This window comes from Pseudomonas sp. 9Ag, from assembly GCF_902506445.1.
GTDB lineage: Bacteria > Pseudomonadota > Gammaproteobacteria > Pseudomonadales > Pseudomonadaceae > Stutzerimonas > Stutzerimonas stutzeri_AB.
In genome coordinates, this window is sequence record NZ_LR733836.1 from 1,037,788 (window position 1) to 1,063,867 (window position 26,080).

25 protein-coding genes and 1 tRNA gene are annotated in these 26,080 nt (G+C 59.4%); 14 read left to right on the top strand and 12 right to left on the bottom strand.

What is annotated here, in order from left to right; translation table 11 throughout:
- Positions 1–19 precede the first annotated feature (19 nt).
- Entirely contained in the window at positions 20–1,231 is a 1,212-nt protein-coding gene (locus ALTERO38_RS04750) for an MFS transporter (protein ID WP_148926514.1), read from the top strand.
- A 270-nt stretch (positions 1,232–1,501) separates the two neighbouring features.
- A complete protein-coding gene (locus tag ALTERO38_RS04755) occupies positions 1,502–1,693 on the top strand; it encodes a hypothetical protein (protein ID WP_045425197.1) in 192 nt (63 codons plus the stop codon).
- 50 nt (positions 1,694–1,743) lie between these two features.
- On the opposite strand, the gene rlmF is transcribed toward ALTERO38_RS04755, so the two are convergent.
- From rlmF to ALTERO38_RS04795, 8 genes are all read right to left on the bottom strand, one after another.
- Positions 1,744–2,730: a 23S rRNA (adenine(1618)-N(6))-methyltransferase RlmF gene (gene rlmF / locus ALTERO38_RS04760; RefSeq protein WP_148926512.1), complete on the bottom strand. Its 987-nt coding sequence runs from the start codon at positions 2,728–2,730 to the stop codon at positions 1,744–1,746.
- A 45-nt stretch (positions 2,731–2,775) separates the two neighbouring features.
- Entirely contained in the window at positions 2,776–3,945 is a 1,170-nt protein-coding gene (locus tag ALTERO38_RS04765) for a YbfB/YjiJ family MFS transporter (RefSeq protein ID WP_148926511.1), read from the bottom strand.
- A gap of 173 nt (positions 3,946–4,118) precedes the next feature.
- Positions 4,119–4,415, bottom strand: a complete 297-nt coding sequence (locus ALTERO38_RS04770) for a helix-turn-helix domain-containing protein (protein ID WP_148926510.1) — start codon at positions 4,413–4,415, stop codon at positions 4,119–4,121.
- 74 nt (positions 4,416–4,489) lie between these two features.
- Positions 4,490–5,872 (bottom strand): sodium:proton antiporter NhaD, encoded by a 1,383-nt coding sequence (gene nhaD, locus ALTERO38_RS04775; protein ID WP_148926509.1) that lies wholly within the window; start codon positions 5,870–5,872, stop codon positions 4,490–4,492.
- A 358-nt stretch (positions 5,873–6,230) separates the two neighbouring features.
- Positions 6,231–9,065 carry a valine--tRNA ligase gene (locus tag ALTERO38_RS04780; RefSeq protein ID WP_159967462.1) on the bottom strand — a complete coding sequence of 945 codons (2,835 nt, stop codon included), beginning with the start codon at positions 9,063–9,065 and terminating at the stop codon, positions 6,231–6,233.
- A 157-nt stretch (positions 9,066–9,222) separates the two neighbouring features.
- Positions 9,223–9,582, bottom strand: a complete 360-nt coding sequence (locus ALTERO38_RS04785) for a DNA polymerase III subunit chi (protein WP_102835892.1) — start codon at positions 9,580–9,582, stop codon at positions 9,223–9,225.
- A gap of 125 nt (positions 9,583–9,707) precedes the next feature.
- Complete coding sequence (locus tag ALTERO38_RS04790) at positions 9,708–10,127, bottom strand: DNA polymerase III subunit chi (protein ID WP_159967463.1); 420 nt, start codon at positions 10,125–10,127, stop codon at positions 9,708–9,710.
- Positions 10,128–10,158: 31 nt separating this feature from the next.
- Positions 10,159–11,652, bottom strand: coding sequence for a leucyl aminopeptidase (locus tag ALTERO38_RS04795; protein ID WP_159967464.1), 1,494 nt, complete (start codon positions 11,650–11,652; stop codon positions 10,159–10,161).
- 185 nt (positions 11,653–11,837) lie between these two features.
- Between ALTERO38_RS04795 and lptF the strand changes: the two genes are divergently transcribed.
- Entirely contained in the window at positions 11,838–12,959 is a 1,122-nt protein-coding gene (gene lptF, locus ALTERO38_RS04800; protein ID WP_102835895.1) for an LPS export ABC transporter permease LptF, read from the top strand.
- Positions 12,952–14,013, top strand: coding sequence for an LPS export ABC transporter permease LptG (gene lptG / locus ALTERO38_RS04805; protein ID WP_159967465.1), 1,062 nt, complete (start codon positions 12,952–12,954; stop codon positions 14,011–14,013). The genes lptF and lptG overlap by 8 nt, the downstream gene beginning before the upstream one ends.
- A 74-nt stretch (positions 14,014–14,087) precedes the next feature.
- On the opposite strand, the gene ALTERO38_RS04810 is transcribed toward lptG, so the two are convergent.
- From ALTERO38_RS04810 to ALTERO38_RS04820, 3 genes are all read right to left on the bottom strand, one after another.
- Positions 14,088–14,585 carry an RDD family protein gene (locus ALTERO38_RS04810; RefSeq protein WP_102835897.1) on the bottom strand — a complete coding sequence of 166 codons (498 nt, stop codon included), beginning with the start codon at positions 14,583–14,585 and terminating at the stop codon, positions 14,088–14,090.
- A 98-nt stretch (positions 14,586–14,683) separates the two neighbouring features.
- Complete coding sequence (locus tag ALTERO38_RS04815; protein ID WP_003284681.1) at positions 14,684–14,896, bottom strand: cold-shock protein; 213 nt, start codon at positions 14,894–14,896, stop codon at positions 14,684–14,686.
- Between the two features lie 436 nt (positions 14,897–15,332).
- Positions 15,333–15,419: transfer RNA gene (locus ALTERO38_RS04820), tRNA-Leu, on the bottom strand.
- Positions 15,420–15,533: 114 nt separating this feature from the next.
- Here ALTERO38_RS04820 and queA point away from each other — a divergent pair.
- The 6 genes from queA to ALTERO38_RS04850 all read left to right on the top strand — a co-directional run bounded on the left by queA (position 15,534) and on the right by ALTERO38_RS04850 (position 21,547).
- Positions 15,534–16,583: a tRNA preQ1(34) S-adenosylmethionine ribosyltransferase-isomerase QueA gene (queA, locus tag ALTERO38_RS04825; protein ID WP_159967466.1), complete on the top strand. Its 1,050-nt coding sequence runs from the start codon at positions 15,534–15,536 to the stop codon at positions 16,581–16,583.
- A gap of 14 nt (positions 16,584–16,597) precedes the next feature.
- Positions 16,598–17,713 (top strand): tRNA guanosine(34) transglycosylase Tgt, encoded by a 1,116-nt coding sequence (gene tgt, locus ALTERO38_RS04830; protein WP_178114630.1) that lies wholly within the window; start codon positions 16,598–16,600, stop codon positions 17,711–17,713.
- 41 nt (positions 17,714–17,754) lie between these two features.
- Positions 17,755–18,084, top strand: a complete 330-nt coding sequence (gene yajC / locus ALTERO38_RS04835; protein WP_021209500.1) for a preprotein translocase subunit YajC — start codon at positions 17,755–17,757, stop codon at positions 18,082–18,084.
- A gap of 67 nt (positions 18,085–18,151) precedes the next feature.
- The gene (gene secD / locus ALTERO38_RS04840) at positions 18,152–20,020 is read left to right on the top strand and encodes a protein translocase subunit SecD (protein ID WP_159967468.1); all 1,869 of its coding nucleotides are present in this window, start codon (positions 18,152–18,154) and stop codon (positions 20,018–20,020) included.
- A 12-nt stretch (positions 20,021–20,032) separates the two neighbouring features.
- Positions 20,033–20,941 carry a protein translocase subunit SecF gene (secF, locus tag ALTERO38_RS04845; RefSeq protein ID WP_159967469.1) on the top strand — a complete coding sequence of 303 codons (909 nt, stop codon included), beginning with the start codon at positions 20,033–20,035 and terminating at the stop codon, positions 20,939–20,941.
- A gap of 72 nt (positions 20,942–21,013) precedes the next feature.
- Positions 21,014–21,547 (top strand): glycine zipper 2TM domain-containing protein, encoded by a 534-nt coding sequence (locus ALTERO38_RS04850; protein WP_159967470.1) that lies wholly within the window; start codon positions 21,014–21,016, stop codon positions 21,545–21,547.
- 47 nt (positions 21,548–21,594) lie between these two features.
- On the opposite strand, the gene suhB is transcribed toward ALTERO38_RS04850, so the two are convergent.
- Positions 21,595–22,410, bottom strand: coding sequence for an inositol-phosphate phosphatase (suhB, locus tag ALTERO38_RS04855; RefSeq protein ID WP_102835901.1), 816 nt, complete (start codon positions 22,408–22,410; stop codon positions 21,595–21,597).
- Positions 22,411–22,562: 152 nt separating this feature from the next.
- Between suhB and trmJ the strand changes: the two genes are divergently transcribed.
- The 4 genes from trmJ to ALTERO38_RS04875 all read left to right on the top strand — a co-directional run bounded on the left by trmJ (position 22,563) and on the right by ALTERO38_RS04875 (position 26,033).
- The gene (gene trmJ / locus ALTERO38_RS04860; RefSeq protein WP_159967471.1) at positions 22,563–23,339 is read left to right on the top strand and encodes a tRNA (cytosine(32)/uridine(32)-2'-O)-methyltransferase TrmJ; all 777 of its coding nucleotides are present in this window, start codon (positions 22,563–22,565) and stop codon (positions 23,337–23,339) included.
- A complete protein-coding gene (gene cysE, locus ALTERO38_RS04865) occupies positions 23,339–24,115 on the top strand; it encodes a serine O-acetyltransferase (protein ID WP_102835903.1) in 777 nt (258 codons plus the stop codon). Before trmJ ends, cysE begins: the two co-directional genes overlap by 1 nt.
- 181 nt (positions 24,116–24,296) lie before the next feature.
- Positions 24,297–24,788: a Fe-S cluster assembly transcriptional regulator IscR gene (iscR, locus tag ALTERO38_RS04870; protein ID WP_159967472.1), complete on the top strand. Its 492-nt coding sequence runs from the start codon at positions 24,297–24,299 to the stop codon at positions 24,786–24,788.
- A gap of 30 nt (positions 24,789–24,818) precedes the next feature.
- Positions 24,819–26,033, top strand: a complete 1,215-nt coding sequence (locus tag ALTERO38_RS04875; RefSeq protein WP_159967473.1) for an IscS subfamily cysteine desulfurase — start codon at positions 24,819–24,821, stop codon at positions 26,031–26,033.
- The last annotated feature ends 47 nt before the right edge of the window (positions 26,034–26,080 follow it).

A 26,080-nucleotide genomic window follows, 5' to 3' on the forward strand; every position in this document is an offset into this window, starting at 1 on the left:
TTTGCAAAGTGTGTCGGCGATGAATGCGATTTGGCGCAACAGTACCTGGATCCTGCTGGGCGGCTCCTTGATCCTTGCTCTTTCCCTGGGTATCCGGCATGGGTTCGGGCTTTTCCTGCCACCGATGAGCGCCGAATTCGGCTGGGGGCGTGAAACCTTTGCGTTTGCCATTGCCTTGCAGAATCTGATCTGGGGTCTGGCGCAGCCGGTCACCGGCGCGCTGGCGGACCGTTTTGGTGTGGCCCGTGCCGTGCTGCTCGGTGGTGTGCTCTACGCGGTCGGCCTGTTGCTGATGGCGGGCGCGGATTCGCCGGTTTCACTGTCTCTCAGTGCCGGCCTGCTGATCGGGCTGGGGCTTTCCGGAACCTCCTTTTCCGTGATCCTTGGTGCAGTCGGGCGCGCGGTGCCGGTCGAAAAACGCAGCATGGCGATGGGTATTGCCAGCGCAGCAGGTTCGTTCGGTCAGTTTGCGATGCTGCCTGGCACGCTTGGTCTGATTGGCTGGTTGGGCTGGTCGTCGGCCTTGCTGGCGCTGGGTTTGCTGGTGGCGTTGATCATGCCGCTGGCGCTGATGCTGCGCAGCGGACCAGCAGTGCCGGTGACCGGCCCGCAGCAAACGCTGATGGAGGCGCTGCGTGAAGCGGTCAGCCATTCCGGCTTCCGGCTGCTGGCGCTGGGTTTCTTTGTCTGCGGGTTTCAGGTGGTGTTCATCGGTATTCACTTGCCGGCCTATTTGGTCGACAAGCAGTTGCCTGCGATGGCCGGCACGACCGTTCTGGCACTGGTTGGCCTGTTCAACATTATCGGCACCTACACGGCTGGCTGGCTGGGCGGTTGTTATTCGAAGCCGAAATTGCTGACGGCGCTTTATCTGGCTCGGGCCGTGGTAATCAGCGCGTTCTTCTTTGCACCGCTGACGCTGTGGACCGCCTATGCATTCGGCATCGCCATGGGGCTGTTGTGGCTCTCTACCGTGCCCTTGACCAACGGCACGGTCGCTACGCTGTTTGGCGTGCGCAATTTGTCGATGTTGGGCGGCATCGTATTTCTGTTCCACCAGATCGGTTCGTTCTTCGGTGGCTGGCTGGGCGGCTGGGTCTATGACACGACTGGCAGTTACGACCTGGTCTGGCAGATTTCCATCGCGCTGAGCCTGATGGCTGCAGCACTCAACTGGCCGATTCGTGAGCAGCCGGTCGAGCGTGTGCGCTTGGCGGCAGGTATGGCGTGATGCGCCGCGGCTGGTTATGGGCAGGCGGCGCCATGTTGGCTTCGCTGCTTTTGGTCGCGGCTTGGTGGGGCTGGCAGCAGGGTGGCCTGGCACTGTTGCAGCTGGGAGTAGGGATCTGTTGATCAATCGTTCGGGTAGTTTTTGCTTCTGTTAGGGAATCAATTGCGCAACGGATGGCTCCAACAGGCGAGACGAAGGAAGGTTGTCGTTGAATCGTAACCTAAGGCCTGTAAAAAGCTGCGGCATGCAGTTATCTGGAGCTACCGAACCATGTCCACTCTTACCGAACTCGCCCAACAGATTGCCCAGCTCTATCCGCTGCAGGACAAACGCGTCGGCAAGCGCTATCGCGTCGTCGGCGAACTCGCCGGGATGACCGAGCTGGAAGAAATCAACGGGGAGCCGAGGTATATCCAGACGCTGGCCCTTAAAGATCGCCAGCGCTGGGATATTGCCGTCTGAAGTAAGTTGCTCAGCTGATCATTCGGAAAGCGATCAGCCCAACTGGCGACTCACCAGTGATCACTCCGCCACTTCGCGCGCTGTTCATTATCGAGGTAGGTCCAGGCCACGAAGCGGCTGCGCTTTTGCCCCTGGGACATTTCGCATACGCGTACTTGTTGGGCGCCAAGCTTCTTGAGCCGAGCCTGTAGAGGCTGCACGTTGCTCGCTTTCGAAACCAGCGTGCTGAACCAGCAGACTTGTTGGCTCACGCCACGACTTTCTTCCGCCAGCAGCGCAACAAATGCTGCCTCCCCACCTTCACACCAGAGTTCCGCTGCCTGACCGCCGAAGTTAAGCGCGGGCAGTTTGCGCTTGGGGTCCAGCTTGCCAAGGTTGCGCCACTTTCGCTGGCTGCCACTGCTGGCTTCTGCTTGCGAGGCATGGAAGGGTGGATTGCAGAGTGTGACGTCGAAGCGATCCTCGGCCTGCAGCAGATTCTCAAATACGTGGCGAGGGTGCTGCTGCGCGCGCAATTCAATGCTCTTGCCGAGCTTGTTCGCGGTGACGATGGTACGGGCCGACGCCAGCGCCGTTGCATCGATATCCGACCCGGTAAAACGCCAGCCATATTCGCGCAGACCGATCAACGGGTAAATGCAGTTGGCGCCGGTGCCGATGTCCAGTGCGTGAATGCTTGCGCCGCGCGGAATCTCACCAGCGTTTTCGCCCGCCAGCAAGTCGGCCAGACCGTGCAGATAGTCGGCCCGGCCTGGAATCGGCGGGCACAGGTAACCCGGCGGTATATCCCAGTGCACGATTCCGTAGAACTGTTTGAGCAGTGCGCGATTGAAGACGCGGACTGCCTCCGGATCGGCAAAATCGATGCTTTGCTTGCCGTAGGGATTGAGAATGACGAACCTCGCCAACTCGGGGCTGCCCGCTATCAGCGCCGGAAAGTCATAGCGCCCGGTATGGCGGTTACGAGGGTGCAGCACGGCCTTCTCGACCGCTGGCTTGGCCTTGCGCGGTGGCGGTGTGGCGGGTCTGGATGTCATGGTCGGCTGCCGCTGGCTGTAAAAGGTCGTATTGTCCCACAGCTTTCAGGCCCGACGTGGCACCAGCAGCATCCATACCAGCCCCCATAGCAGCGCGCCGGCGCCGAGCCAGAAGGCGCTGTGCAGGGAACCGCCCATGCTTAGCCAGACGCCAGTAAGCCAGGGGCCGGCCAGTTGCGTCAGGCTGTAGAGTGCAATCAGCGCTGCTGACAGTCGCGGTCCCTGGTGCGGATGAAGGGCGCGTGCCAGGCGCTGGGTCAGCAACACGGTGCCAAGAAAGGTGCCGCCGACCAGGACGGCACATATCAGGATCCCCGGTGCGCCGGGCAGCAACAGCGCAGCCAGCACACCGACCAGTTGCGTGACATAGCTGAAGCGCAGTGCCAGCGTATCGCCGAGCAGAGCGCCGAGGCGATTCCATAGCCAGGGTGAGGGCAGGGTAGCCAGTGCGACCACCAACCAGCTGCTTTCCACCAGCATGTCTCCCGGTTCGACCTGCAACCGCGCGACCATCGGCAAGAAGGTCATCGGCAAGATATAACCCATGCCGGCGCCTGCATACGAGAGAAACAGCGGTGTACTGGCGCGGTCCAGCAGGCGCGCGCTCCGGGGCTTTGTGGCAGTGCTTTGGGGTTCTTCGGGAGGCAGGTCGAGGCTCGCCAGTTTGCGCCAGCCCCACCACGAAAGCGGGATAGACAGGATTGCCGCAGGCCACCAACGATCAGCACCCTCGAGCACACCGTTGCTTAAGCTGACCATCAGACTGGATACGATCAGTCCAACACATGCGCCAAGATAGACCAGGCCACTGGATGAGACGCGGCGATGACGCGCCAGCCATTCCAGCAGCAGCGAGGGAGCCTGCACAAAAACCAGCCCATTGCTGATGCCATTGAGCAGGCGCAGCGCTGAAAGCACCTCTACCGATTCGGCCTGGGTCTGCGCCAATGTGGTTCCGACATGCAGCACCAGTGCCCAAGGCAAGCTCCGGCGAATCTGACCAACCTGGTGCCAGCGCAGCGCGAGCAGCGCGCCAATCAGGTAGCCCAGGTAATTCCAGCTGGCGACGCTCGCGCCCTGTTGCACGGTGAGCACGCCATCCTCTACCAGCCACGGCAGAAGCGGCGTGTAGACGAATCGCCCGAGGCCATGGACAACCAGTAGCAGGGCGGCACCAGCGAGCAGTGCCGGGAACAGGGCGGGGCGTTGAGACATTGACGACGAACCATGCGGGCGAAGAGACCGAACAGCTTAACGGCGCGCCTGGCAAAGGACCACGCTACTGATGGTTGAGAGGAACGTTGCGAGTACGCGGATAAAGGCTACCCATCCCGCACCCCATTCTGGGACGGCCGAGCGGCGCCAGAGTGGATGTTTACCGCTCGCGGTTACGGATAGCCGAGAACGGATCTGATCTGCGCCAGGTTGCGCACGATCCATTGCGGGTCGATCGCGCCCCAGTCGTGGATTCGGTACTGACCGGCGTTATGTCGCTCGCCGTCGTCCTGCGTAAAGCGGCAGTCGATGTCCAGGTCGGCGAGGGCTGCCAGCGTATCCTGCGCCGTTCTGCGCGGCATTCCGGTTGCTTCTACCAGGGCGGGCACGCTGGTGGCGGCACCGCTGTCAATCAGCCAGGCGACATACAAACGGCGATAAAAACTGCTTTTGGTTTTGCTGACTGTCATCACAGCTCCATAACAGTGGGGGCCGGGCCCGTTGAACGCCGCCCGAGCGGCTTCGACGGGCCCGCCTGAGTGGTTCAACGCAGGGCGAGCATGCCTATATAGGTCACGGCGCCGGCTGTATAACCGAGGAAAGCCAGCAGGCTGACGCGCTTGACGTACCAGGTGAAGCTGATCTTTTCCATGCCCATGGCCGCAACGCCTGCGGCCGAACCAATGATCAGCGTGCTGCCACCCGTCCCGGCGCAATAGGCGAGCATCTCCCAGAAGTTGCCGTCGACGACGAACTGCGACAGCCAAGCGGCTTCAGCGGCTGGCGCAGCATCAAGGGTTTCCGGACTTACCAGCGGGTACATTTTCATCGAGCCGGCGACCAATGGCACGTTGTCCACCACCGCTGACAGCAGGCCAATGCTGTAGTTGATCGGATAGATGTGCCCGAGGGAATCGCGCAGCGCCGTCGCGACCTGGGTCAAATGACCGGCCGTAGCAAGCGCCGCAACGGCCAGCAAGATGCCAAGGAAGAACAGCACGCTCGGGGTATCGACTTTGCGCAGGACGCCCACGACCGAAAGCGGGTGCTTGTGATCGTCTTCCTTGTGACGGTGCAGAAACTCGGTAGTGACCCAGAGCACGCCGAGCCCGAATAGGATGCCCATATAAGGGGGCAGGTGGGTGACGGTCTTGAAGACCGGCACGAACACCAGCGCGCCGATACCGAGCGCTAATACCAGGTTGCGTTCGAACACCGTGGTCGTTGGCGGATTACTTTCGGCCAGATGCGCCCTGGCACCTGGACGGGGCACTTCGCCGCGCATGCTGAAGCTGAGGATCAACAGCGGAACAAGCAGGCAGACGAGGCTCGGGATGAATAATCCGACAATCACGCCCGAGGCGGTGATCTGGTTACCGATCCAGAGCATGGTGGTGGTGACGTCGCCAATCGGCGACCAGGCGCCGCCCGCGTTGGCAGCAATCACCACGACGCCGACGAACAGCCAGCGTTCGGGACGGCCGCGGATCAGTTTGCGCAGCAGCGATACCATGACGATGGTGGTGGTCAAGTTGTCCAGCGCGGCGGACAGGAAGAAGGTCAGGAAGCCGATGATCCACAACAGGTGCACGCGCTTGCGCGTCTGGATCCGGTCAGTGATGACCTTGAAACCTTCGTGGGAATCGATGAGTTCGACGATGGTCATGGCGCCGAGCAGAAAGAACAGAATCTCCGAGATTTCGCCCAGATGATGTCTCAGCGATTCGACTACAAAGGCTGAAGGTTCGCCTGGGTTATGCGCGGCAGATGGCAACAGCGGCACGATGGATTCCGCGCCGAGTATCAATGCGGTCCAGCACAGCACGGCTGTGAGGATTGCGGCGGCGGCCTTGTCAATTTTCAGCGGATGCTCGAAGGCTATGCATAGATAGCCCAGAACAAATAGAACAGCCATGAGTACATACATCGGAGGGGCTCCATTTTTTATAAACCGTGCCGGGCCATTCGGGTTGTTGTTCTGGCTCGGGGCTGACAGGCTTAAAAAATGGGCGACTGGCGGTGCGAGAGAATTAAGTAACCGCGGTACGGAAGGTTTTACCTGCGTCGTGAACGGCTGCGCGTTGGGCAAACCGCTTCGGGTTTGCTTCGCTGCTGACTTACTTCATGTCGTGGAGCTTTCCGCGTGGGTTCAGGCCTGTCAGTTGTAAATCGTTATTGTCGGATGCGGCATAGTGTACCAGCGGCGCTGAAAGCGACTTGTCATCAATCAAGCGCAGTTATCTAAGCAAAAAGGCCAGCACATCAAGTGCTGGCCTTTCGCTTGTTTACAGGCTGGCGATGCGCTCGCGCTGCTCGACCAGCCTGGCTTTGGCTTGCTCAGCCTCCGCCAGTTTGGCGCGCTCCTTGTCGATGACTTCGGCGGGCGCCTTGTCGACAAAGCCGGCGTTGCCGAGCTTACCGCCCACGCGCTTCACTTCGCCGTCCAGTCGACCTATCTCCTTGTCGAGTCGGGCAAGTTCGGCGTCCTTGTCGATCAGGCCTGCCATGGGCACCAGCACCTGCATGTCGCCGACCAGCGCCGTGGCCGACAGCGGCGGTTCTTCGCCTTGATTGAGGACGCGAACACTTTCCAGCTTGGCCAGTTTTTTCAGTAGCGGCTCGTTATCGGCGAGGCGACGCTGATCAGATTCGCTGGCGTCACCCAGCACGACGTCGATGCGCTTGGCCATGGAGATGTTCATCTCGCCACGAATCTGGCGGATGCCCAGCATGAAGGCTTTGACCCACTCGATATCACCTTCGGCAGCTTCGTCAATGCGCTCCGGGTTGAATTCCGGCCAGGATTGCAGCATCAGCGTCGGCCCAGACTTGCCCGCCAGCGGTGCGACGCGCTGCCAGATCTCTTCGGTGATGAACGGCATGAATGGATGCGCCAGGCGCAGCGCCGTTTCCAGCACGCGCACCAGGGTGCGACGAGTGCCGCGCTGGCGTTCGACGCTGGCCGTTTCGTCCCACAGCACCGGTTTGACCAGTTCCAGATACCAGGCGCAATACTCGTCCCAGATGAACTCATACAGAGCCTGAGCGGCCAGATCGAAGCGGAAGGCCTCGAGCTGACGGGTGACTTCGGCTTCGGTGCGCTGCAACGAGGAGATGATCCAGCGGTCCACCGACGACAGCTCAACGGGTTCGTCATTGATCCCCGTGTCCTTGTCCTCGGTGTTCTCGAAGACGAAGTTGGCGGCGTTCCAGATCTTGTTGCAGAAGTTGCGATAACCCTCGACGCGACCCATGTCGAACTTCACGTCGCGACCGGTAGAGGCCAGCGAGCAGAAGGTGAAACGCAGGGCGTCGGTGCCGTAGCTGGCAATGCCCTCAGGAAACTCGGTGCGGGTCTGCTTGGCGATCTTCTCGGCCAGCTTGGGCTGCATCATGCCGCTGGTACGTTTCTGCAGCAGCTCGTCGAGGGTAATGCCGTCGACGATATCCAGCGGATCAAGCACGTTGCCCTTGGACTTGGACATCTTCTGGCCCTGGCCATCACGAACGAGCCCGTGCACGTACACGGTCTTGAACGGAATCTGCCCGGTCAGATGGGTCGACAGCATGATCATCCGGGCTACCCAGAAGAAGATGATGTCGAAGCCGGTGACCAATACGTCGGTAGGGTGGAAGGTCTTGAGGAAATCGGTCTGCTCGGGCCAGCCGAGAGTGGAGAATGTCCACAGTCCGGAGCTGAACCAGGTATCCAGCACGTCCTCGTCCTGACGCAGTTCAACGTTGTTGCACAGGTTGTACTTGCTGCGTACCTCTACTTCGTCGCGGCCGACGTAGACGTTGCCCGCTTCGTCATACCAGGCCGGAATACGGTGGCCCCACCAGAGCTGACGGCTGATGCACCAGTCCTGAATGTCGCGCATCCAGCTGAAATACATGTTCTCGTACTGCTTGGGCACGAACTGGATGTCGCCGCTTTCAACGGCGGCGATGGCCTTCTCGGCCAGCGGCTTCGTGGAGACGTACCACTGATCGGTCAGCCACGGCTCGATAATGGTGCCGGAGCGGTCGCCGCGCGGTACTTTCAGCCCGTGGTCGTCGATCTTCTCCAGCAGGCTCATGGCGTCGAATTCGGCGACGATGGCTTTGCGTGCATCGAAACGGTCCATGTGCGCGTAGCCGTCCGGCAGGCTGCCGTCGAGCTTGTCATTCACCGAGCCGTCGATGTTAAAGACCTGGGCGCGGGCGAGGATGCAGGCGTTCTGGTCGAAGATGTTGATCAGCGGCAGGTGGTGGCGCTTGCCGACCTCATAGTCGTTGAAGTCGTGAGCCGGGGTGATTTTCACGCAGCCGGTGCCGAATTCGAGGTCGACGTAGTCGTCGGCGACGATCGGGATCAGGCGGTTCACCAGCGGCAGCATGATGTGGCGGCCGATGAGGTTCTTGTAGCGCTCGTCCTCGGGGTGCACCGCGACCGCGGCGTCGCCCAGCATGGTTTCCGGCCGGGTCGTTGCGACCACCAGGTAATCCAGGCCATCGGCTGTCTTGCAACCATCTGCCAGCGGATAGCGCAGGTGCCAGAGGTGACCTTTCTCATCATGGTTTTCGACTTCAAGATCGGAAATCGCGGTGTGCAGCTTGGTATCCCAGTTGACCAGGCGCTTGCCGCGGTAGATCAGGCCGTCCTCGTGCAGCCTCACGAAGGCTTCTTTGACAGCCTCGGAAAGCCCCTCGTCCATGGTGAAGCGCTCACGCGACCAGTCCACAGAGGAGCCCAGGCGGCGAATTTGCCGGGTGATGTGACCGCCGGACTCTTCTTTCCACTGCCAGACCTTGTCGAGGAACTTCTCGCGTCCCAGGTCATGACGGCTGACGCCCTGAGCGCCAAGCTGACGCTCGACCACCATTTGGGTGGCAATGCCGGCGTGATCAGTGCCTGGCTGCCACAAGGTGTTGCGACCCTGCATCCGCCGGAAACGGATCAGTGCATCCATGATGGCGTTGTTGAAGCCATGGCCCATATGCAGGCTGCCGGTGACGTTCGGCGGCGGGATCATTATGGTGTAGGGCTCGCCTGAACCTTGGGGCGCGAAATAGTTGTTCGATTCCCAGGTCTGGTACCAGGAGGTTTCGATGGCGTGCGGCTGGTAGGTCTTGTCCATGCGGCGGGACCCTTAGAACGGCTGATCGGAAAAGCGGGCAAGTATAAAGGCAAAGTGGCTGATCGGCAGGCTTGCGATGCCGCTTTTGTCCAGCTGGCACAGCTGAGCTCGCGTGGATGGCTGTTCCGGCGGAGCGTGTGCCTTGGTTGTCAGCGAGTCAGGAGCGATGAGACTTGATCAGCTGCTCGGCGCGTGCCTCCAGGCGAACCCGCAGTTCGGCTTCGATCTGCGGCACGAAATCATCGATGACCTCCTGCAGGATCAGTTGCGCGGCATTTCGCAGCTCGTGGTCGAGATGACGCTCGGCGAGCGTTCGGAAGGCTGTACGCACGGCAGGCTCGCGTGGCTCGACCTCCGGCTCGGCTGCTGGTGCGTGTTCGACGATGTCCGAAAGCAGCGGAATGCTGTCCGGATCCAGTGTGTCGCTAAGCAGTGGCGCGTCTTGGTCGCCTAGTAGCGCGCGAATGGATTCCAGATCATCTAGAAGGTGGGCTTTAGGGGGGCGCGATTGCGTCATGTACGGGGCATCCGGAATTGAGCGTCCAGGCGTGTTAAGGCGATCCTGATCGGGCATTGGCCCAGAAGCTATTGATGTCCATCGGTGGCAGGCTTGGCGACTCCTTCGCTTGCAGCCATCGTGCGTTACAGTTCGACTCTCTTTGGATCATAGCCACGCTGCCGATAGAGGCGAAAGTTGTCCCGGCAGACGGTCAGTAGCTCAGGCTGCTGATTGACGATCTCGATCACCCGGCTGAACTGGTCGGTATGCGGCGATAGCGTCGGTGAAAGGTTGATCAGCAAGCCCTGTACCGAGGCGGGTGGCTGCTCTGTACCAATCACCACAGGGGCAAGTGGATCGACCCCGTGCAGTTCATGCGGGATGAAACGTTCTGCACGAAAGGTCCACAGAAGCTCGTCGAGTTCATTGCACTGCTGGTCGTCCTGGCACCGAATGAACACCGACAGGCCGTGCTGCCAGCCTTTGCTTGCCAACTGGCAGGCCGCTCTCGCGCGGCCCGCCTGCTCGCTGTCAGGCAATACGTAGAACTCGATCCGAGTCATGCCGGGTTTACGCTCGTTACGCTCGTGTCGTTCATGCCTGCTCGGCTCGGTCCAGCAGGTACTGGGTCAGCAGAGGAACCGGACGTCCCGTTGCGCCTTTTTCCTTGCCGCCACTGATCCAGGCAGTACCGGCGACGTCCAGGTGCGCCCAGGGGTAGGCCTTGGTGAAGCGCGAAAGGAAGCAGGCCGCGGTGATGGTGCCGGCCTTGGGCCCGCCGATATTGGCGATGTCGGCGAAGGGGCTGTCGAGCTGCTCCTGGTACTCGTCGAACAATGGCAGTTGCCAGGCACGATCGTCGGCTTTCTGGCCGGCGCCCAATACCTGCTGCAGCAGTTCGTCGTTGTTGCCAAGCAGGCCAGACGTGTTGCTGCCCAGCGCTACGATGCAAGCGCCGGTCAGGGTGGCGACGTCGATCACTGCGCGCGGCTTGAAACGCTCGGCGTAGGTCAGGGTGTCGCAGAGCACCAAACGGCCTTCGGCGTCGGTGTTGAGAATTTCAACGGTTTGGCCGCTCATGGTGGTGACAATGTCGCCGGGGCGGGTGGCGTTGCCGCTCGGCATGTTTTCCGCGCAGGCGAGTAGACCGACAAGATTGATCGGCAACTCAAGCTCCAATGCAGCACGGAAGGTGCCGAGAACACTGGCGGCACCGCACATGTCGTACTTCATTTCGTCCATGCCCTGGCCGGGCTTGAGGCTGATGCCTCCGGTATCGAAGGTGATGCCTTTGCCGACCAGTGCGTAGGGTTGCTCGCCTTTTTTCCCACCGTTGTACTGCATGACGACGATACAGCCGGGTTGCTCGCTGCCCTGGGAAACGGCGAGAAACGAGCCAGCGCCAAGTTCACGCAGCTTTTTCTCGTCCAGAATTTCGACCTTCAAACCTTTGAAGGTCTTGCCAAGCTGCTTGGCCTGATCGGCCACGTAGCTCGGATGGCAGATATTTGGCGGCAGGTTGCCAAGGTCGCGGGCGAAGCTCATGCCGGCGGCAATCGCTGCGGCGTGACGAGCAGCCTGCTCGACGCGTTCCTGGTCAGCTTTGTCAGTTAATAGGGTGATCTTGCCGAGCTTGGGTTCGTCGTTCCTCTTGCTCTTGAACTGGTCAAACACGTACTGACCATCGGCCAATACCTCGACCAGCATGCGAGCACGTGCATAGGTATCACGGTCCTTGACCTGCACATCCTGCAGGGCAAAGGTCGCATCGCTTCCGGCAAGCCCTTTGAGTACGCCGAGGGCGGCTGCGGCGATCTTTCGCCACTGGCGCCCGTCGCGCTCGTCGTCCTTGCCGGTGCCAACCAGTAGAACGCGATCGGCCTTGAGGTCTGGCAGGCTGTGCAGCAACAGCGTCTGTCCCGCTTTGCCTTTCAGGTCGCCGCGCTTGAGCACTGCACTGATCGCGCCGCCGGTGGCCTGGTCGACGGTTTGGGCTGTTGCACCGAGCAGGCCCTCTTCGCCAACGGGCAGAACCAGGGTGGCTGTTTTTGCGGCAGCGGCTTTGGTGTTCTTTACAACGAATTCCATGGCGTCGAGTCCCCAAGACAAAGAGTCGGGTTTGCAGGATAATGCCGGGCTTGTTTTCCGGTGGTTCGTCTACCGGGGCGTTGGAAAATGCTGAGTGACTCCAACGCTCTGTTACGTGCGGGCCGGCTGTTTGGTGGCTAGTTTGAGCGTAGCCGCCGGAGCCTGACAACCCTGGAGTGTCCGGTTTGATCGTCTTTCGTTACCTGTCCCGTGAGCTTCTGGTCACCCTGAGCGCGGTAAGTGCCGTGCTGCTGGTCATCATCATGAGCGGGCGTTTCATCAAATACCTGGCGCAGGCCGCACAGGGGCTGCTCGATCCCGGTGTCCTGCTGATGATCATGGGGTTCCGCCTGCCGGGGTTCCTGCAGCTGATTCTGCCGCTGGGCCTGTTTCTCGGCATTCTGCTGGCCTATGGGCGGCTCTATCTCGACAGCGAAATGACCGTGCTCTCGGCTACTGGTATGAGTCAGCGCCGTCTGCTGACCTACAGTTTGGCGCCGGCTGCGCTGGTCGCCGGACTGGTCGGTTGGCTGAGTCTAGGGCTGGCGCCGCAGGGTGTGGCTGAGGTTGATCGCATCCTTAATGAGCAGGACTCGCTGACTGAGTTCGACACGCTGGTGCCGGGCCGCTTTCAGACTCTGCGCGATGGCACTCGCGTGACCTATACCCGTGAACTGACTGCTGATCGCACCGAGTTGGCCGGCGTGTTCATCTCCGAAACCAACCTGTCCAGCGCGACCGGCGAAAAGCGCGGACTCTCCGTTCTGGTTGCCGAAAGCGGGCGTCAAGAAATCCAGCCTGACGGAAGCCGCTATCTGATTCTGGAAAACGGTTATCGCTATGACGGCAACCCAGGGCAGGCCAATTATCGGGCGATCCAGTACGACACTTATGGCGTGCTGTTGCCCAGGCCGGAGGTCAGTGTCGAGCTGAGCGAGCGTGAATCAATGCCGACGCTCGATCTGCTTGGGAGTGACGACATTCGTCTACAGTCTGAGCTGCAGTGGCGTCTGTCGCTGCCACTGTTGGTGTTCATCGTCACGTTGCTGGCGGTCCCGCTTTCGAAGGTGAATCCGCGGCAGGGGCGCTTCTTGAAGCTGCTACCCGCAATCCTTCTGTATATGGCCTACCTCGCGCTGCTCATCGCTGCCCGGGGCTCGCTGGACAAGGGTCGAATCCCCCCGGCCCTGGGGCTCTGGTGGGTACACGGAATCTTCTTCGCAATAGGGATGCTGATGCTTTATTGGGAACCGCTGAGGCTTGCCATCAGCAAGCGCCGCAGCCTGTCGAGGGCCGCCCATGCGTAAGCTTGATCGCTACATTGGCAGCCACGTTCTGCTGGCGATTCTGACGGTACTCGGCATCATTGTCGGCCTTGCGTTGCTGTTCGCCTTTATCGACGAACTGGGCGATGTGAAGGGTAGCTACGGCACGTTGAACGCCGCCGTTTACGTACTGCTCACTACGCCGTCCCGGATCTACGAAATGTTGCCGATGGCGGCCTTGATCGGTTGCCTTATCGGGCTTGGCACGCTGGCGAGCAGTAGCGAACTGACCATTATGCGCGCTGCCGGCGTGTCTCTTGGGCGCATCGTGCTGGCTGTGATGAAGCCGATGCTGTTACTGCTGCTGATCGGTGTGCTGATAGGTGAATATGTATCGCCCTGGAGCGAAAATATCGCACAGGCCACTCGCTCTTCGGCGCAGGGCGCTGGCGAGGCGCAGAGCAGCAAGCGCGGGCTCTGGCATCGCCAGGGTGACGAATTTGTGCATATCAACGCGGTGCAGCCCAGTGGTCTGCTGCTCGGAGTTACCCGCTACCGATTTGACGAGCAGCGTCAGTTGTTATCCGCAAGCTTTGCCCGCCGCGCGCGCTACGAGGACGAGCAGTGGTTGCTCAGCGATGTCGCAACGACGCATTTTCGAGGCGATCACACTGAGGTGACAAAAGTCGCCGAGGAGCGTTGGGATATTCAGCTGACGCCTCAGCTGGTCGGTACTGTCGTGATGGAGCCGGATGCGTTGTCGATCACCGGGTTGTGGCGCTATATCCACTATCTTGGTGATCAGGGGCTGAACAACGGTCGCTACTGGCTGGCATTCTGGAGCAAGGTATTGCAGCCAGCGGTGACAGTGGCGCTAGTGTTGCTGGCCATCTCGTTCATCTTTGGACCGTTGCGCTCCGTAACGCTCGGTCAACGCATCTTTACCGGTGTCATTGTTGGTTTTGTGTTCCGGATTTTGCAGGACCTGTTGGGTCCGGCAAGCCAGGTGTTCGGCTTCTCGCCGCTGCTGGCAGTGGCGGTGCCGGCGACCATCTGCGCGCTGGCGGGTGTCTGGCTATTGCGGCGGGCGGGGTGATTGCATTCCTGCAGGCTCAAAACCTGAGCCTGCGGGGCTTGATCAGTCGAGCGAGAATGACTCGCCGCCTGGCGCTATTTCTTATGGATGTTCTTTGGTAGCTGCACGACCTGACTCTCCGAGTAGATGTCATGCCAGGTTCTGCGCTTCTTGTCGATCAGCATCCACCAGTAGCCCAGCCCCAGGGCAAGCCAGGACATGATCGCAATCAGGAAGCGCAGCAGGGCCTGCCACAAGTCGATGGCGCTGCCATCGGCATTCTGAATGCGTACGCCCCAGACCTGCATTCCGAGTGTCTGACCGTTGTGTGTCCAGAACTTGGCAAAGAAGGCGAACAGGGTGAACAATAGTAGAGTCGAGAGGATCGGGTCTATATCGAGTCCGCCGGCTTCCGCCACTGCTTTAAGGCCTTCGTTGCCATAAAAAAAACGCAAGAGCACCTGCTGGTAGAACAGCGTAACCACCATCATCAGTGCGATCGACAGGAAGGCATCATAGAAGATGGCGGCGAGTCGACGAACCAGGCCGGCGGCAGGAAACGGGCCCTGCGGGCTGAGTGGATGGTTGCGCATGCATATTGTCTCGCTAGGAAAGGCGGTGGCGCATTCTACGGAAACGCGCGCATAAAAAAGCCCCTGATGTTGCCATCAGGGGCTTTTCGGAGCGGGGCTTATTCCTGGATTTGAACCTGGTCAGCCTGCATGCCCTTTTGACCTTGTACAGCTACAAAGCTGACTTTCTGGCCTTCTTTCAGGCTCTTGAAGCCATTGCCTTCGATCGCGCGGAAATGCACGAACAGATCCGGACCGCTCTCGGGAGTGATGAAACCAAAACCTTTTTCGTCGTTAAACCACTTGACGGTACCGTTCTGACGATTCGACATAGCTTTGTATCCTTGAAACTCAATAGTGGAAGCGCCTCTGCAAATGCAGAAAGCGGAAACTGGTTGCAAGGAGTAAAGAGTCGAACGGATGTAGCGGATCTTGAGATCTACTGCACCAGGCCACGATTCAACAGCGACCCATGCAAACACAGTGGGCACACTCTACGATAACTCGCTGGGCGATGCCAAGCCCTTGGAGCCATAGATTATGCCCACCGCAAGCGGTGCTTACAGTGCTATTTAGTGCTGCAGTAATTCGACTTATCGCAGTTTGGTTCAGTCGGTGCTGTATGACGCGCCGCCAGTACGAAACTTTTTTCCATGAAGCGTAAGGCTTGCTCCAGCAGGGCGCTGTTGGCCTTTCATAGGTCGGTGAAACCGCTTCTCGCTGCGGATCCCCCATCAGAAGCGATAGCTGCTTCTGGTCACTGAAGTATGGTGCCTCGAGAGAGACTCGAACTCTCACGTTGTTACCAACGGCGGATTTTGAATCCGCTGCGTCTACCGATTCCGCCATCGAGGCTCAGTGGCGGCGCAGTATAGGGATGCATTGCGGAGCGGTCAATCGTCTGGCGTGGTCAGAATGGGGTGTTTCCGCTAAGCTTTGCGCCCCTGCTGCTCCGTGCTGATCTTTTCAATGCAAGTCTCCGCTTTTTCCTTCGATCTCCCTGATTCGCTGATCGCTCGACATCCATTGGCCGAGCGTCGTGCCAGTCGTTTGCTGACGCTCGACGGTTCGACCGGTACGCTTGGTCACCACAGTTTCGTTGAGTTGCTCGATTACGTGCGCGCCGGCGACCTGATGGTTTTCAATAACACGCGGGTGATTCCGGCTCGTCTGTTCGGCCAAAAAGCGTCTGGCGGCAAAGTCGAAGTGCTGATCGAGCGCGTGCTCGATGGTCGCCGGGTGCTGGCGCATATTCGGTCCAGCAAGTCGCCTAAGCCAGGGGGTGGCATTCACATCGATGGCGGCGCCGAGGCGCTGATGCTGGCGCGCCATGACGCGCTGTTCGAATTGGAGTTCGATCAAGACGTGTTGCCGTTGCTCGAGCGTGTCGGTCATATGCCATTACCGCCTTATATCGACCGACCAGACGAAGCCGCAGACCGTGAACGCTATCAGACGGTCTATGCCCAGCGGGCGGGCGCAGTTGCTGCACCGACGGCCGGATTGCATTTTGATGCCGAGTTGCTGGCTGCCCTTCGTGATAAAGGCGTTGAGAGTGCGTTTGTCACGCTGCACGTAGGCGCAGGCACGTTTCAGCCAGTGCGTGTTGAACGCATCGAAGAACACCATATGCACCGTGAATGGCTCGAAGTTGATCAGGCCGTTGTCGATGCGGTGGCAGCCTGCCGTGCCCGAGGCGGCCGCGTGGTGGCTGTGGGTACTACCAGTGTGCGTTCGCTGGAGAGTGCGGCGCGCGACGGTGTGCTGAAACCTTTTAGTGGCGATACCGACATTTTTCTCTATCCGGGCAAGCCATTTCACGTGGTCGACGCGCTCGTCACCAACTTCCATCTGCCTGAATCAACTCTGCTGATGCTGGTGTCGGCATTTGCGGGCTATCCCGAAACCATGGCTGCGTATGCCGAGGCCATCGCAAAGGGTTATCGTTTCTTCAGTTACGGCGACGCCATGTTCATCACACGCAATCCGGCCCCGCGCGGCCCCGAGGATTCCCAATGAGTCGTACCTGTCACATGTCCTTCGAGCTGCTGGCGACCGAGGGGCGAGCGCGCCGCGGCCGTCTGACCTTTCCGCGTGGCACGGTAGAAACCCCTGCATTCATGCCGGTGGGTACGTACGGCACGGTGAAAGGCATGCTGCCGCGCGATGTTGAAGGGATCGGCGCGCAGATCATCCTTGGCAACACATTCCATCTGTGGCTGCGACCCGGTACCGAGGTGATCAAGGCGCACGGAGATCTTCACGATTTCATGCAGTGGCAGGGGCCGATCCTGACGGACTCCGGTGGCTTTCAGGTGTTCAGCTTGGGGGCGATGCGCAAGATCAAGGAGGAGGGCGTGTATTTCGCCTCGCCAGTCGACGGCGCCAAGGTTTTCATGGGCCCGGAAGAGTCGATGCAGGTTCAGCGTGATCTTGGTTCCGACATCGTAATGATCTTCGATGAGTGCACGCCCTATCCGGCGGACGAGGACGTCGCGCGGCGTTCTATGGAGTTGTCGCTGCGGTGGGCGAAGCGCTCCAAGGATGCCCATGGCGATAGTCCGGCGGCACTGTTCGGCATCGTGCAGGGCGGCATGCACGAGTCCCTGCGCATGCGCTCACTGGAAGGCTTGTGCGAGATCGGCTTTGACGGTCTGGCGATCGGCGGGCTTTCCGTCGGGGAGCCGAAAGAAGAGATGATTCGTGTGCTTGATTTTCTGCCACCGCAGATGCCGGCCGACAAGCCTCGCTACTTGATGGGCGTTGGCAAGCCGGAGGACCTCGTCGAAGGTGTGCGTCGTGGGGTGGATATGTTCGATTGCGTGATGCCGACCCGAAATGCGCGAAATGGGCACTTGTTTACCGATGTCGGGGTGGTCAAGATCCGCAACGCCTCTCACCGCTACGATGATTCGCCGCTGGATCCAGGCTGTGATTGTTACACCTGCAAACACTTCTCTCGAGCCTACCTGCATCATCTGGATAAATGTGGCGAAATGTTGGGGAGCATGCTGAATACGATCCACAACTTGCAGCACTATCAGCGCCTGATGGCTGGTTTACGCGAAGCTATTCAACAGGGTACATTGGCGGCCTTTGTCGACGCCTTCTATGCCAAGCGCGGCCTGCCAACGCCGCCGCTTGCGTGACGAATCCATAACTTAACTGATCTCTGCAACAGGAGTGCTACATGAGCTTTCTGATTCCCGCCGCCTACGCTCAAGAGGCTGCCGCTGGTCCCGCTGGTAGTGGCTTCGAGTGGCTGTTCCTGGTCGGTTTTCTGGTCATATTCTACTTGATGATCTGGCGCCCACAGGCCAAGCGTGCGAAAGAGCACAAGAACCTGATCGGCGGCCTGCAGAAGGGTGACGAAGTGGTGACTTCCGGTGGTATCGCTGGCAAGGTCACCAAAGTTTCTGATGACTTCGTTGTGATCGAAGTCTCCGACTCGGTGGAGCTGAAGTTCCAGAAGGTGGCGATTGCCGCAACGCTGCCCAAGGGCACGCTGAAGGCCATCTGAGCCGACTTCTACTCAACACCAACGACGGGGCGCGCAAGGCGCCCCGCGTCATTAGACGGGCTGCGTCATGCTCAATAGATTCCCCCTCTGGAAATATCTGCTGATAGTGGTAGTGCTCGGCATTGCCATCATTTATTCGGCGCCCAATCTCTATCCGGATGATCCGGCTGTTCAGATCACCGGCGCTGCCACCTCGCTCAATGTCACCGAAGCGGATCTCGATCAGGCGAGCAAAGCGCTTGCCGAGGCCGGTATCGAAGTCAAGGCTGCAAGCCTTGACGAGCAGGGGCGGGGCGGCCTGTTGCGATTGACTGATCAGGACGATCAGCTGCCTGCCAAGGATGTTGTGCGTCGTGCGCTGGGCGATGCCTATGTGGTTGCGCTCAATCTTGCGCCCACGACGCCAGAGTGGCTGCGTGACTTGGCTGCGAGCCCGATGAAGTTGGGCTTGGATTTGTCCGGTGGTGTGCATTTCCTGCTCGAAGTCGACATGGAAAAAGCCATCGAAACGCGCCTCAACGTTTACGAGGGTGAGGTCAAGAGCCTGTTGCGCAAGGAGCGTGTGCGCTACCGCAGCCTTCCTTTAGCTGAAAATGCTGTGCAGCTAGGTTTCGCCGACGAGGCTACGCTTTCGACTGCTCAGTCGCTGATCCGCAAGAACTTCAACGATTTTGAGCTGACGTCCACCGAGCGCAACGGCCAGCAGGTGCTGCGTCTGGCCATTACCGAGGCCAAGCTAGCAGAGATCCGCGAGTATTCGATCAAGCAGAATCTGACCACCGTCCGTAACCGGGTCAATGAGTTGGGAGTCTCCGAACCGTTGGTTCAGCGTCAGGGTGCCAACCGCATCGTAGTTGAGCTTCCGGGGGTTCAGGACACGGCTGAAGCCAAGCGTATCCTGGGCAAGACTGCGAACCTCGAGTTCCGGCTGGCGGCCGAAGCTGACGCTGCCCGTGCGACAACCGAGACCTTCGAGTTCCGTGAGGAGGGGCGTCCGCCTGTCCAGCTCGAGCGCAACCTGATCATCACTGGTGACCAAGTCACCGACGCTCAGGCCAGTTATGACGAGAATGGCCGGCCTCAGGTGAACATCCGCCTGGATGGTCACGGCGGCGATCTGATGAACCGCGCCACTCGCAACAACGTTGGGCGCAGCATGGCGGTTGTGTTCATCGAGCAGCGGCCGACAACGCGCTACGTCAAGCAGATGGTCGACGGTGTTGAGCAAGAAGTGCGCGTCGAGACCTTCCAGGAAGAGAAAAAGGTCATCAGCCTGGCAACCATCCAATCTCCGTTGGGCAGTCAGTTCCGTATCACCGGTCTTGACGGTCAGGGCGAGTCATCCGAGTTGGCATTGCTCCTTCGTGCCGGGGGGCTGGCCGCGCCGATGTACTTTGCCGAAGAACGCACCATCGGCCCAAGCTTGGGTGCTGAAAACATTCAGCTCGGTGTCGAGGCGGCGATGTGGGGCTTTCTGTTCGTCGCCGTGTTCATGGTGCTGATCTACAAGTTCTTCGGGATCCTGGCTACCGTCGCGCTGCTGTTCAACATGATCGTGCTGACGGCTTTGATGTCGATGCTGGGCGCCACGCTGACGCTGCCGGGTATCGCCGGTATCGTGTTGACGATGGGCATGGCGGTTGATGCCAACGTACTGATTTTTTCGCGGATCCGCGAAGAGATTGCTAACGGCATGTCAATTCAACGCGCCATCCATGAAGGCTTCGATCGCGCGTTTTCGGCGATTGTTGACGGCAACCTCACGACCCTGCTGGTGGGCGGCATTCTCTTCGCCATGGGAACCGGGCCGATCAAGGGTTTCGCCGTTACGCTCTCGCTCGGGATCATGACTTCTATGTTCACCGCCGTCATCGTGACTCGAGCCATGGTCAACCTGATCTACGGTGGCCGTGATCTCAAGAAATTGTGGATTTAAGGGGCTAGCACGATGAAACGCGTAATCAACTTTATGGGCGTTCGTCATGTGGCGTTTGCCCTGACCGTGGTGCTCACGCTGGTCTCGCTGGCGAGTCTGGCGGTGAAGGGGCTGAACTTCGGTCTGGACTTCACCGGCGGCACGCTAATCGAGCTCTCATACGAACAGCCGGTTGCTCTGGATCAGGTGCGCTCACAGCTTGCCGGCTCCGGTTTCAATGAAGCTGTGGTTCAGAGCTTTGGTGCCACCACGGATGTTCTTGTGCGCATGCCGGGCGATGATCCACTGCTTGGTGAGCGAATTGCCGACGCCCTGCGCGGTGGCGAGGCGGGCAGTGCGGTGACCGTCAAACGTGTGGAGTTTGTTGGTCCTGCCGTGGGTGAGGAGTTGCGGGACCAGGGCGGTCTAGGCATGTTGCTCGCGTTGGGCGGCATTCTGGTTTATGTCGCGTTCCGCTTTCAGTGGAAGTTCGGCCTGGGCGCGGTGTTGTCGTTGTTCCACGACGTGATCCTGGTGCTAGGCGTCTTCTCGCTGTTCCAGATCTCCTTTGACTTGACGGTACTGGCGGCGGTGTTGGCGGTGATCGGTTATTCGTTGAACGACACCATCGTGATCTTCGACCGAATCCGTGAAAACTTCCGCATGCTGCGCAAGGCGGAGCTGCTCGAGAACATCAACATTTCGACCACCCAGACTCTACTGCGGACTCTGGCCACTTCGGTGTCCACGCTGCTTGCGGTGGGCGCGCTGATGTACTTCGGTGGCGAAAATCTGTGGGGCTTCTCCCTGGCGCTCTTAATCGGGGTTGGCGCGGGTACCTACTCATCGGTCTATGTGGCGGGAATGCTGCTGGTCTGGCTGAATCTGACGCGCGAAGATCTGATTCCTCAGGTCGTCGAGGAGGTGGACGAGCTTCCCTGATTCGAACTTCCGGCAGTCTGGCGAGTCCAAGGCGCCGCCGCGAGCCTGGCTCGTCAGATGAAGGAAGATGCAGTGAACAAGTCCATGTTGGTCGGTACCGTACTGGGGGCTGTTGTGGTGAGCGCTGGTGGTGCTTTTGCGACCTATGCGCTGGTTGATCGAGGGCCTGAATTTGCCAGCGTGCTAGCCGTTAATCCCGTCAAGGAGACCGTCAAGACGCCTCGTGAGGTATGCAAGGACGTGACGGTCACTCGCCAGAGGCCTGTACAGGACAGCAATCGTATTGCCGGTACAGCCGTGGGTGCGGTGGTCGGTGGGCTGCTCGGAAACCAGATTGGCGGCGGCAACGGCAAAAAGATTGCCACGGTAGCCGGTGCGGTGGGCGGTGGTTATGCCGGGAATCAGGTGCAAGGCCGCATGCAGGCGAATGACACCTATAGCACAACGGAAACCCGTTGCAGTACAGTCACTGACACTCATCAGAAGATCATTGGCTATGAGGTGAAGTACGACCTCGACGGCACGGTCGGGCAAGTCCGGATGGATCGCGACCCTGGTCAGAAAATTCCGGTCCATGACGGGCGTTTGGTGCTGACACAGCAGTAAGTCGATATAAAAAACGCCCAGATGGGCGTTTTTTTTGCGGCGAATGGTTACCGTTTCAGTGCTGGAGTCAGATGGGGCTGGATGGCGGTAAGGACTGCCTTGAAGCACTTGGTGTTGCCCGCAACGATTTGGCCCTTTTCAAGGTATTCATGGCTGCCAGTGAAGTCACTGACCAGGCCGCCGGCTTCTTGAATCAGCAGGGCGCCTGCGGCCATGTCCCATTCGGACAGGCCAAACTCCCAAAACGCGTCATAGCGACCGGCCGCGACATAGGCCAGATCCAGGCTGGCAGCCCCGGCGCGGCGAAGCCCTGCGGTTTGCCCAACCAGGCTTCGGAACATATTGAGGTAGCTATCGAGATTGTCCAGCTGGCTGTCGCGGAACGGGAATCCCGTGCCGAGAAGTGCGCCTTCCAGGCTCTTGCGTGCACTGACGCGCAGGCGGCGTCCGTTGAGTGCCGCGCCACGACCCCGGCTGGCAGTAAACTCTTCCTGGCGAACCGGATCGATTACCACGGCGTGTTCGAGGCGGCCACGATATTTGCAAGCGATGCTGACTGCGTAGTGAGGTACGCCGCGTAGAAAGTTGGTGGTTCCGTCCAGTGGGTCAATCACCCAGAGGTAATCCTTGCCGTCACCGCTGCCTTCCAGCAGTCCGCCTTCCTCGCCAAGGATTCCGTGGTTTGGATAGGCTTTGCGCAGCGCCGTAACGATCAGTTGTTCGGCGGTGCGGTCGATTTCCGAGACGTAATCGCGCGCGTCCTTTTCGCTAACCGAGATCACGTCCAGGCGCTCGGTGGAACGAACAATCATTTCGCCAGCGCTACGGGCGGCGCGCAGCGCGATATTCAGCATGGGCTGCATCGATCAAATACCTGGTCGTTTAAAGAAAGCCGGCAATTCTATCAGAAACCGGCGCTGCATGTTGCTCGCCAAGCGCTTGTTCTGGCGGTTAATAGCGAAGCTGCGGATCCTTCCTGTAAGCTCTCCGTCTGCTTTCTGATTGAGAAAAAACAGTGTCGCTTCAGAGCATTCGCGTAGTGTTGGTCAACACCAGTCACGCTGGGAATATCGGGGGCGCGGCCCGCGCCATGAAAAATATGGGCTTAACGCGCTTGGTGTTGGTGGACCCGGAGGATTTTCCGAGTCCGAACGCCGTCGCGCGAGCCTCGGGCGCAACAGATATTCTTGATTCAGCGGAGATCGTGGCGACGCTCGAGGAGGCCTTGGTTGGCTGCAGCGTAGTGTTGGGCACGAGTGCGCGCGATCGTCGCATTCCTTGGCCGCTTCTGGATCCGCGCGAAACCGGAACGGTCTGCCTTGAGCAGGTCGAGCGGGGCGGTGAGGTGGCGTTGGTATTTGGGCGCGAATATGCAGGGCTCACCAATGAAGAGCTCCAGCGCTGCCAGTACCATGTGCATATCCCTTCAGATCCTGCCTTCAGTTCGCTGAACCTGGCTGCTGCGGTGCAAGTGCTTGCCTATGAGGTGCGCATGGCCTGGCTGGCGGCAAACGATCAGCCTAGCAAGCAAGAAAAGCTCGAAACAACGTCGATGCTCGACACTCAGCCGGTTACATCCGATGAGCTCGAACATTATTACGGTCATCTTGAGCAAACCTTGGTCGAGATTGGCTTCCTTGATCCTCAGAAACCCAGGCATCTGATGCCGCGACTGCGCCGGCTTTACGGTCGTTGCGGTATCAGCAAGCTTGAAATGAATATCTTGCGCGGAATCCTTACCGAGACCCAAAAGGCCGTGCGCGGCGAACCCCACAAGCGGAGAGGTGATTGATGTTCGAAGGCATGCGCGAAGATATCCAGAGCGTTTTCCATCGCGATCCGGCAGCGCGTAACGCATTCGAAGTGATCACCTGTTACCCGGGTCTGCACGCTGTCTGGTTTCATCGGGTATCCCACTGGCTTTGGGTCAACAATTGCAAATGGCTGGCACGGATGAACTCAAATCTGGCCCGTTGGCTGACCGGGATCGAAATCCATCCGGGCGCGCAAATAGGGCGGCGTTTCTTTATTGACCATGGTATGGGGATCGTCATCGGCGAGACGGCCCAGATAGGCGATGACGTAACGCTCTACCATGGGGTGACCCTGGGCGGTACCAGCTGGAACAAGGGTAAGCGTCACCCCACGCTCGAAGATGGGGTAATCGTAGGTGCCGGCGCGAAGATTCTTGGCCCGTTCACTGTGGGCGCGGGCGCGAAGATCGGGTCTAACGCGGTGGTGACGCGTGCGGTGCCGGCCGGGGCAACCGCCGTTGGTATCCCGGGTCGGGTGATTGCCAAGGCCGATGACGAGCAAGAGGCCAAGCGCAAAGCGATCGCTGAGAAGATCGGTTTCGATGCCTACGGTGTTACCGAGGACATGCCTGATCCGGTGGCGCGCGCTATCGGCCAGTTGCTCGATCACGTCCAGGCTGTCGAGGAGCGTATGGATGGCATGTGTCAGGCATTAACCGCGCTTGGCAGCGATTATTGCGCAAAGCAGATGCCGGAATTGCGTGAGGAGGATTTCGCTGAGGTCAAGCGCGCCGGCGAAGAGCCTCGCTCCTGAAGTGCGACAGGGTGGGCGAGCTGTTATCATGCGGGCTCGCCTGCGGTCGAATCTGCGCGGCTCGCGCTTCTGGCATCTTTCCCGTGCGGCTAAAGTCCGAGTGATTTAATGGGGCTTATAGTTGATCTAAATAGTCGGGTATTGCATACTTGCCTCAAACCATGATGCTTGGTGCGAACCGATGCGATTGACTACCAAAGGCCGTTACGCCGTCACTGCGATGCTCGACCTTGCGCTGCATGCGCAACACGGTCCGGTATCCCTCGCGGATATTTCCGAGCGGCAAGGCATTTCGCTTTCCTATCTTGAACAGCTGTTTGCCAAGCTGCGTCGCGGCAGTTTGGTGACGAGTGTTCGTGGGCCGGGGGGTGGCTATCAGCTTTCTCGTGATATGGCGGGTATTCAAGTTGCGCAGGTCATCGATGCGGTGAACGAGTCGGTAGATGCCACGCGATGCCAAGGCTTGGGTGACTGCCACTCGGGGGATACGTGTCTGACCCACCATCTGTGGTGCGACTTGAGTCAGCAGATCCATGAGTTTCTGACTGGCATCAGTCTGGCGGATCTGGTGATGCGCCGCGAGGTTCAGGAAGTGGCTCTGCGTCAGGATATGCGCCGCGCCAATGGACAGACTCCGCAACTGGATAAGATTGAAGCGTCCGCCATTGAATGAGCAGGACGACAGCCTGATAGGAGATACCTGATGAAGTTGCCGATTTACCTGGACTACTCCGCTACCACGCCGGTTGACCCTCGCGTCGCCGAGAAGATGGTTGAATGCCTGACAGCCGAAGGTAACTTCGGTAACCCGGCTTCGCGCTCCCACGCTTTCGGTTGGAAAGCCGAGGAAGCAGTCGAGAATGCGCGTCGTCAAGTTGCCGAGCTGGTCAATGCAGATCCTCGCGAAATCGTGTGGACCTCTGGTGCGACCGAGTCGGATAACCTGGCTATCAAGGGTGCGGCGCATTTCTACGCGTCCAAGGGCAAGCACATCGTAACTAGTAAGATCGAGCATAAAGCCGTTCTTGATACAACCCGCCAGCTCGAGCGCGAGGGCTTCGAAGTAACCTACATCGAGCCTGGCGAGGATGGTGTGATCACGTCGGCGATGGTTGAAGCTGCGCTACGCGACGACACCGTGCTGGTGTCCATCATGCATGTGAACAACGAAATCGGAACGATCAACGATATCGCCGCTATTGGTGAGCTCACCCGTTCGCGTGGTGTGCTGTTCCACGTCGATGCCGCGCAGTCGACCGGGAAGGTGGAGATCGATCTGGAGAAGATGAAGGTCGATCTGATGTCCTTCTCTGCTCACAAGACATATGGTCCCAAAGGGGTCGGCGCCCTGTACGTGCGGCGCAAACCGCGTGTGCGTCTTGAAGCGCAGATGCATGGCGGCGGACATGAGCGTGGCATGCGCTCGGGAACGCTGGCAGCGCATCAGTCAGTGGGCATGGGTGAGGCGTTCCGCATTGCCAAAGAAGAAATGGCTGCAGAAAACGAGCGTATTACTCAGCTGCGCGACCGCTTCTTCAAGCAGGTTGAGCACCTGGAAGAGCTTTATGTGAATGGCAGTATGACGGCGCGGGTGCCGCACAACCTGAACCTGAGTTTCAATTACGTTGAAGGCGAGTCGCTGATCATGGCGCTCAAGGACCTGGCGGTTTCTTCTGGTTCGGCCTGTACCTCTGCTTCGCTGGAGCCGTCTTACGTGCTCCGGGCGTTGGGTCGTAATGACGAACTGGCACACAGCTCGATCCGTTTTACCTTCGGTCGTTTCACGACCGAAGAAGAAGTTGATTACGCCGCGCAGAAGGTCAGCGAGGCGGTCACGAAATTGCGTGAGCTTTCACCCTTGTGGGACATGTTCAAGGATGGCGTCGATATATCTCAGGTCGAGTGGGCTGCCCACTGATTTCGAGACGTCGAGTTCCGCATAGCCTGATTCAAAGAGGATTGCAC

What these genes read in the sequence shown, in the direction of transcription:
- ALTERO38_RS04750 (WP_148926514.1), top strand. Translation starts at nt 20, where the DNA reads ATGAATGCGATTTGGCGCAACAGTACCTGGATCCTGCTGGGCGGCTCC.
- ALTERO38_RS04755 (WP_045425197.1), top strand. Translation starts at nt 1,502, where the DNA reads ATGTCCACTCTTACCGAACTCGCCCAACAGATTGCCCAGCTCTATCCG.
- rlmF (WP_148926512.1), bottom strand. Translation starts at nt 2,730, where the DNA reads ATGACATCCAGACCCGCCACACCGCCACCGCGCAAGGCCAAGCCAGCG.
- ALTERO38_RS04765 (WP_148926511.1), bottom strand. Translation starts at nt 3,945, where the DNA reads ATGTCTCAACGCCCCGCCCTGTTCCCGGCACTGCTCGCTGGTGCCGCC.
- ALTERO38_RS04770 (WP_148926510.1), bottom strand. Translation starts at nt 4,415, where the DNA reads ATGACAGTCAGCAAAACCAAAAGCAGTTTTTATCGCCGTTTGTATGTC.
- nhaD (WP_148926509.1), bottom strand. Translation starts at nt 5,872, where the DNA reads ATGTATGTACTCATGGCTGTTCTATTTGTTCTGGGCTATCTATGCATA.
- ALTERO38_RS04780 (WP_159967462.1), bottom strand. Translation starts at nt 9,065, where the DNA reads ATGGACAAGACCTACCAGCCGCACGCCATCGAAACCTCCTGGTACCAG.
- ALTERO38_RS04785 (WP_102835892.1), bottom strand. Translation starts at nt 9,582, where the DNA reads ATGACGCAATCGCGCCCCCCTAAAGCCCACCTTCTAGATGATCTGGAA.
- ALTERO38_RS04790 (WP_159967463.1), bottom strand. Translation starts at nt 10,127, where the DNA reads ATGACTCGGATCGAGTTCTACGTATTGCCTGACAGCGAGCAGGCGGGC.
- ALTERO38_RS04795 (WP_159967464.1), bottom strand. Translation starts at nt 11,652, where the DNA reads ATGGAATTCGTTGTAAAGAACACCAAAGCCGCTGCCGCAAAAACAGCC.
- lptG (WP_159967465.1), top strand. Translation starts at nt 12,952, where the DNA reads ATGCGTAAGCTTGATCGCTACATTGGCAGCCACGTTCTGCTGGCGATT.
- ALTERO38_RS04810 (WP_102835897.1), bottom strand. Translation starts at nt 14,585, where the DNA reads ATGCGCAACCATCCACTCAGCCCGCAGGGCCCGTTTCCTGCCGCCGGC.
- ALTERO38_RS04815 (WP_003284681.1), bottom strand. Translation starts at nt 14,896, where the DNA reads ATGTCGAATCGTCAGAACGGTACCGTCAAGTGGTTTAACGACGAAAAA.
- queA (WP_159967466.1), top strand. Translation starts at nt 15,534, where the DNA reads ATGCAAGTCTCCGCTTTTTCCTTCGATCTCCCTGATTCGCTGATCGCT.
- tgt (WP_178114630.1), top strand. Translation starts at nt 16,598, where the DNA reads ATGTCCTTCGAGCTGCTGGCGACCGAGGGGCGAGCGCGCCGCGGCCGT.
- yajC (WP_021209500.1), top strand. Translation starts at nt 17,755, where the DNA reads ATGAGCTTTCTGATTCCCGCCGCCTACGCTCAAGAGGCTGCCGCTGGT.
- secD (WP_159967468.1), top strand. Translation starts at nt 18,152, where the DNA reads ATGCTCAATAGATTCCCCCTCTGGAAATATCTGCTGATAGTGGTAGTG.
- secF (WP_159967469.1), top strand. Translation starts at nt 20,033, where the DNA reads ATGAAACGCGTAATCAACTTTATGGGCGTTCGTCATGTGGCGTTTGCC.
- suhB (WP_102835901.1), bottom strand. Translation starts at nt 22,410, where the DNA reads ATGCAGCCCATGCTGAATATCGCGCTGCGCGCCGCCCGTAGCGCTGGC.
- cysE (WP_102835903.1), top strand. Translation starts at nt 23,339, where the DNA reads ATGTTCGAAGGCATGCGCGAAGATATCCAGAGCGTTTTCCATCGCGAT.
- iscR (WP_159967472.1), top strand. Translation starts at nt 24,297, where the DNA reads ATGCGATTGACTACCAAAGGCCGTTACGCCGTCACTGCGATGCTCGAC.
- ALTERO38_RS04875 (WP_159967473.1), top strand. Translation starts at nt 24,819, where the DNA reads ATGAAGTTGCCGATTTACCTGGACTACTCCGCTACCACGCCGGTTGAC.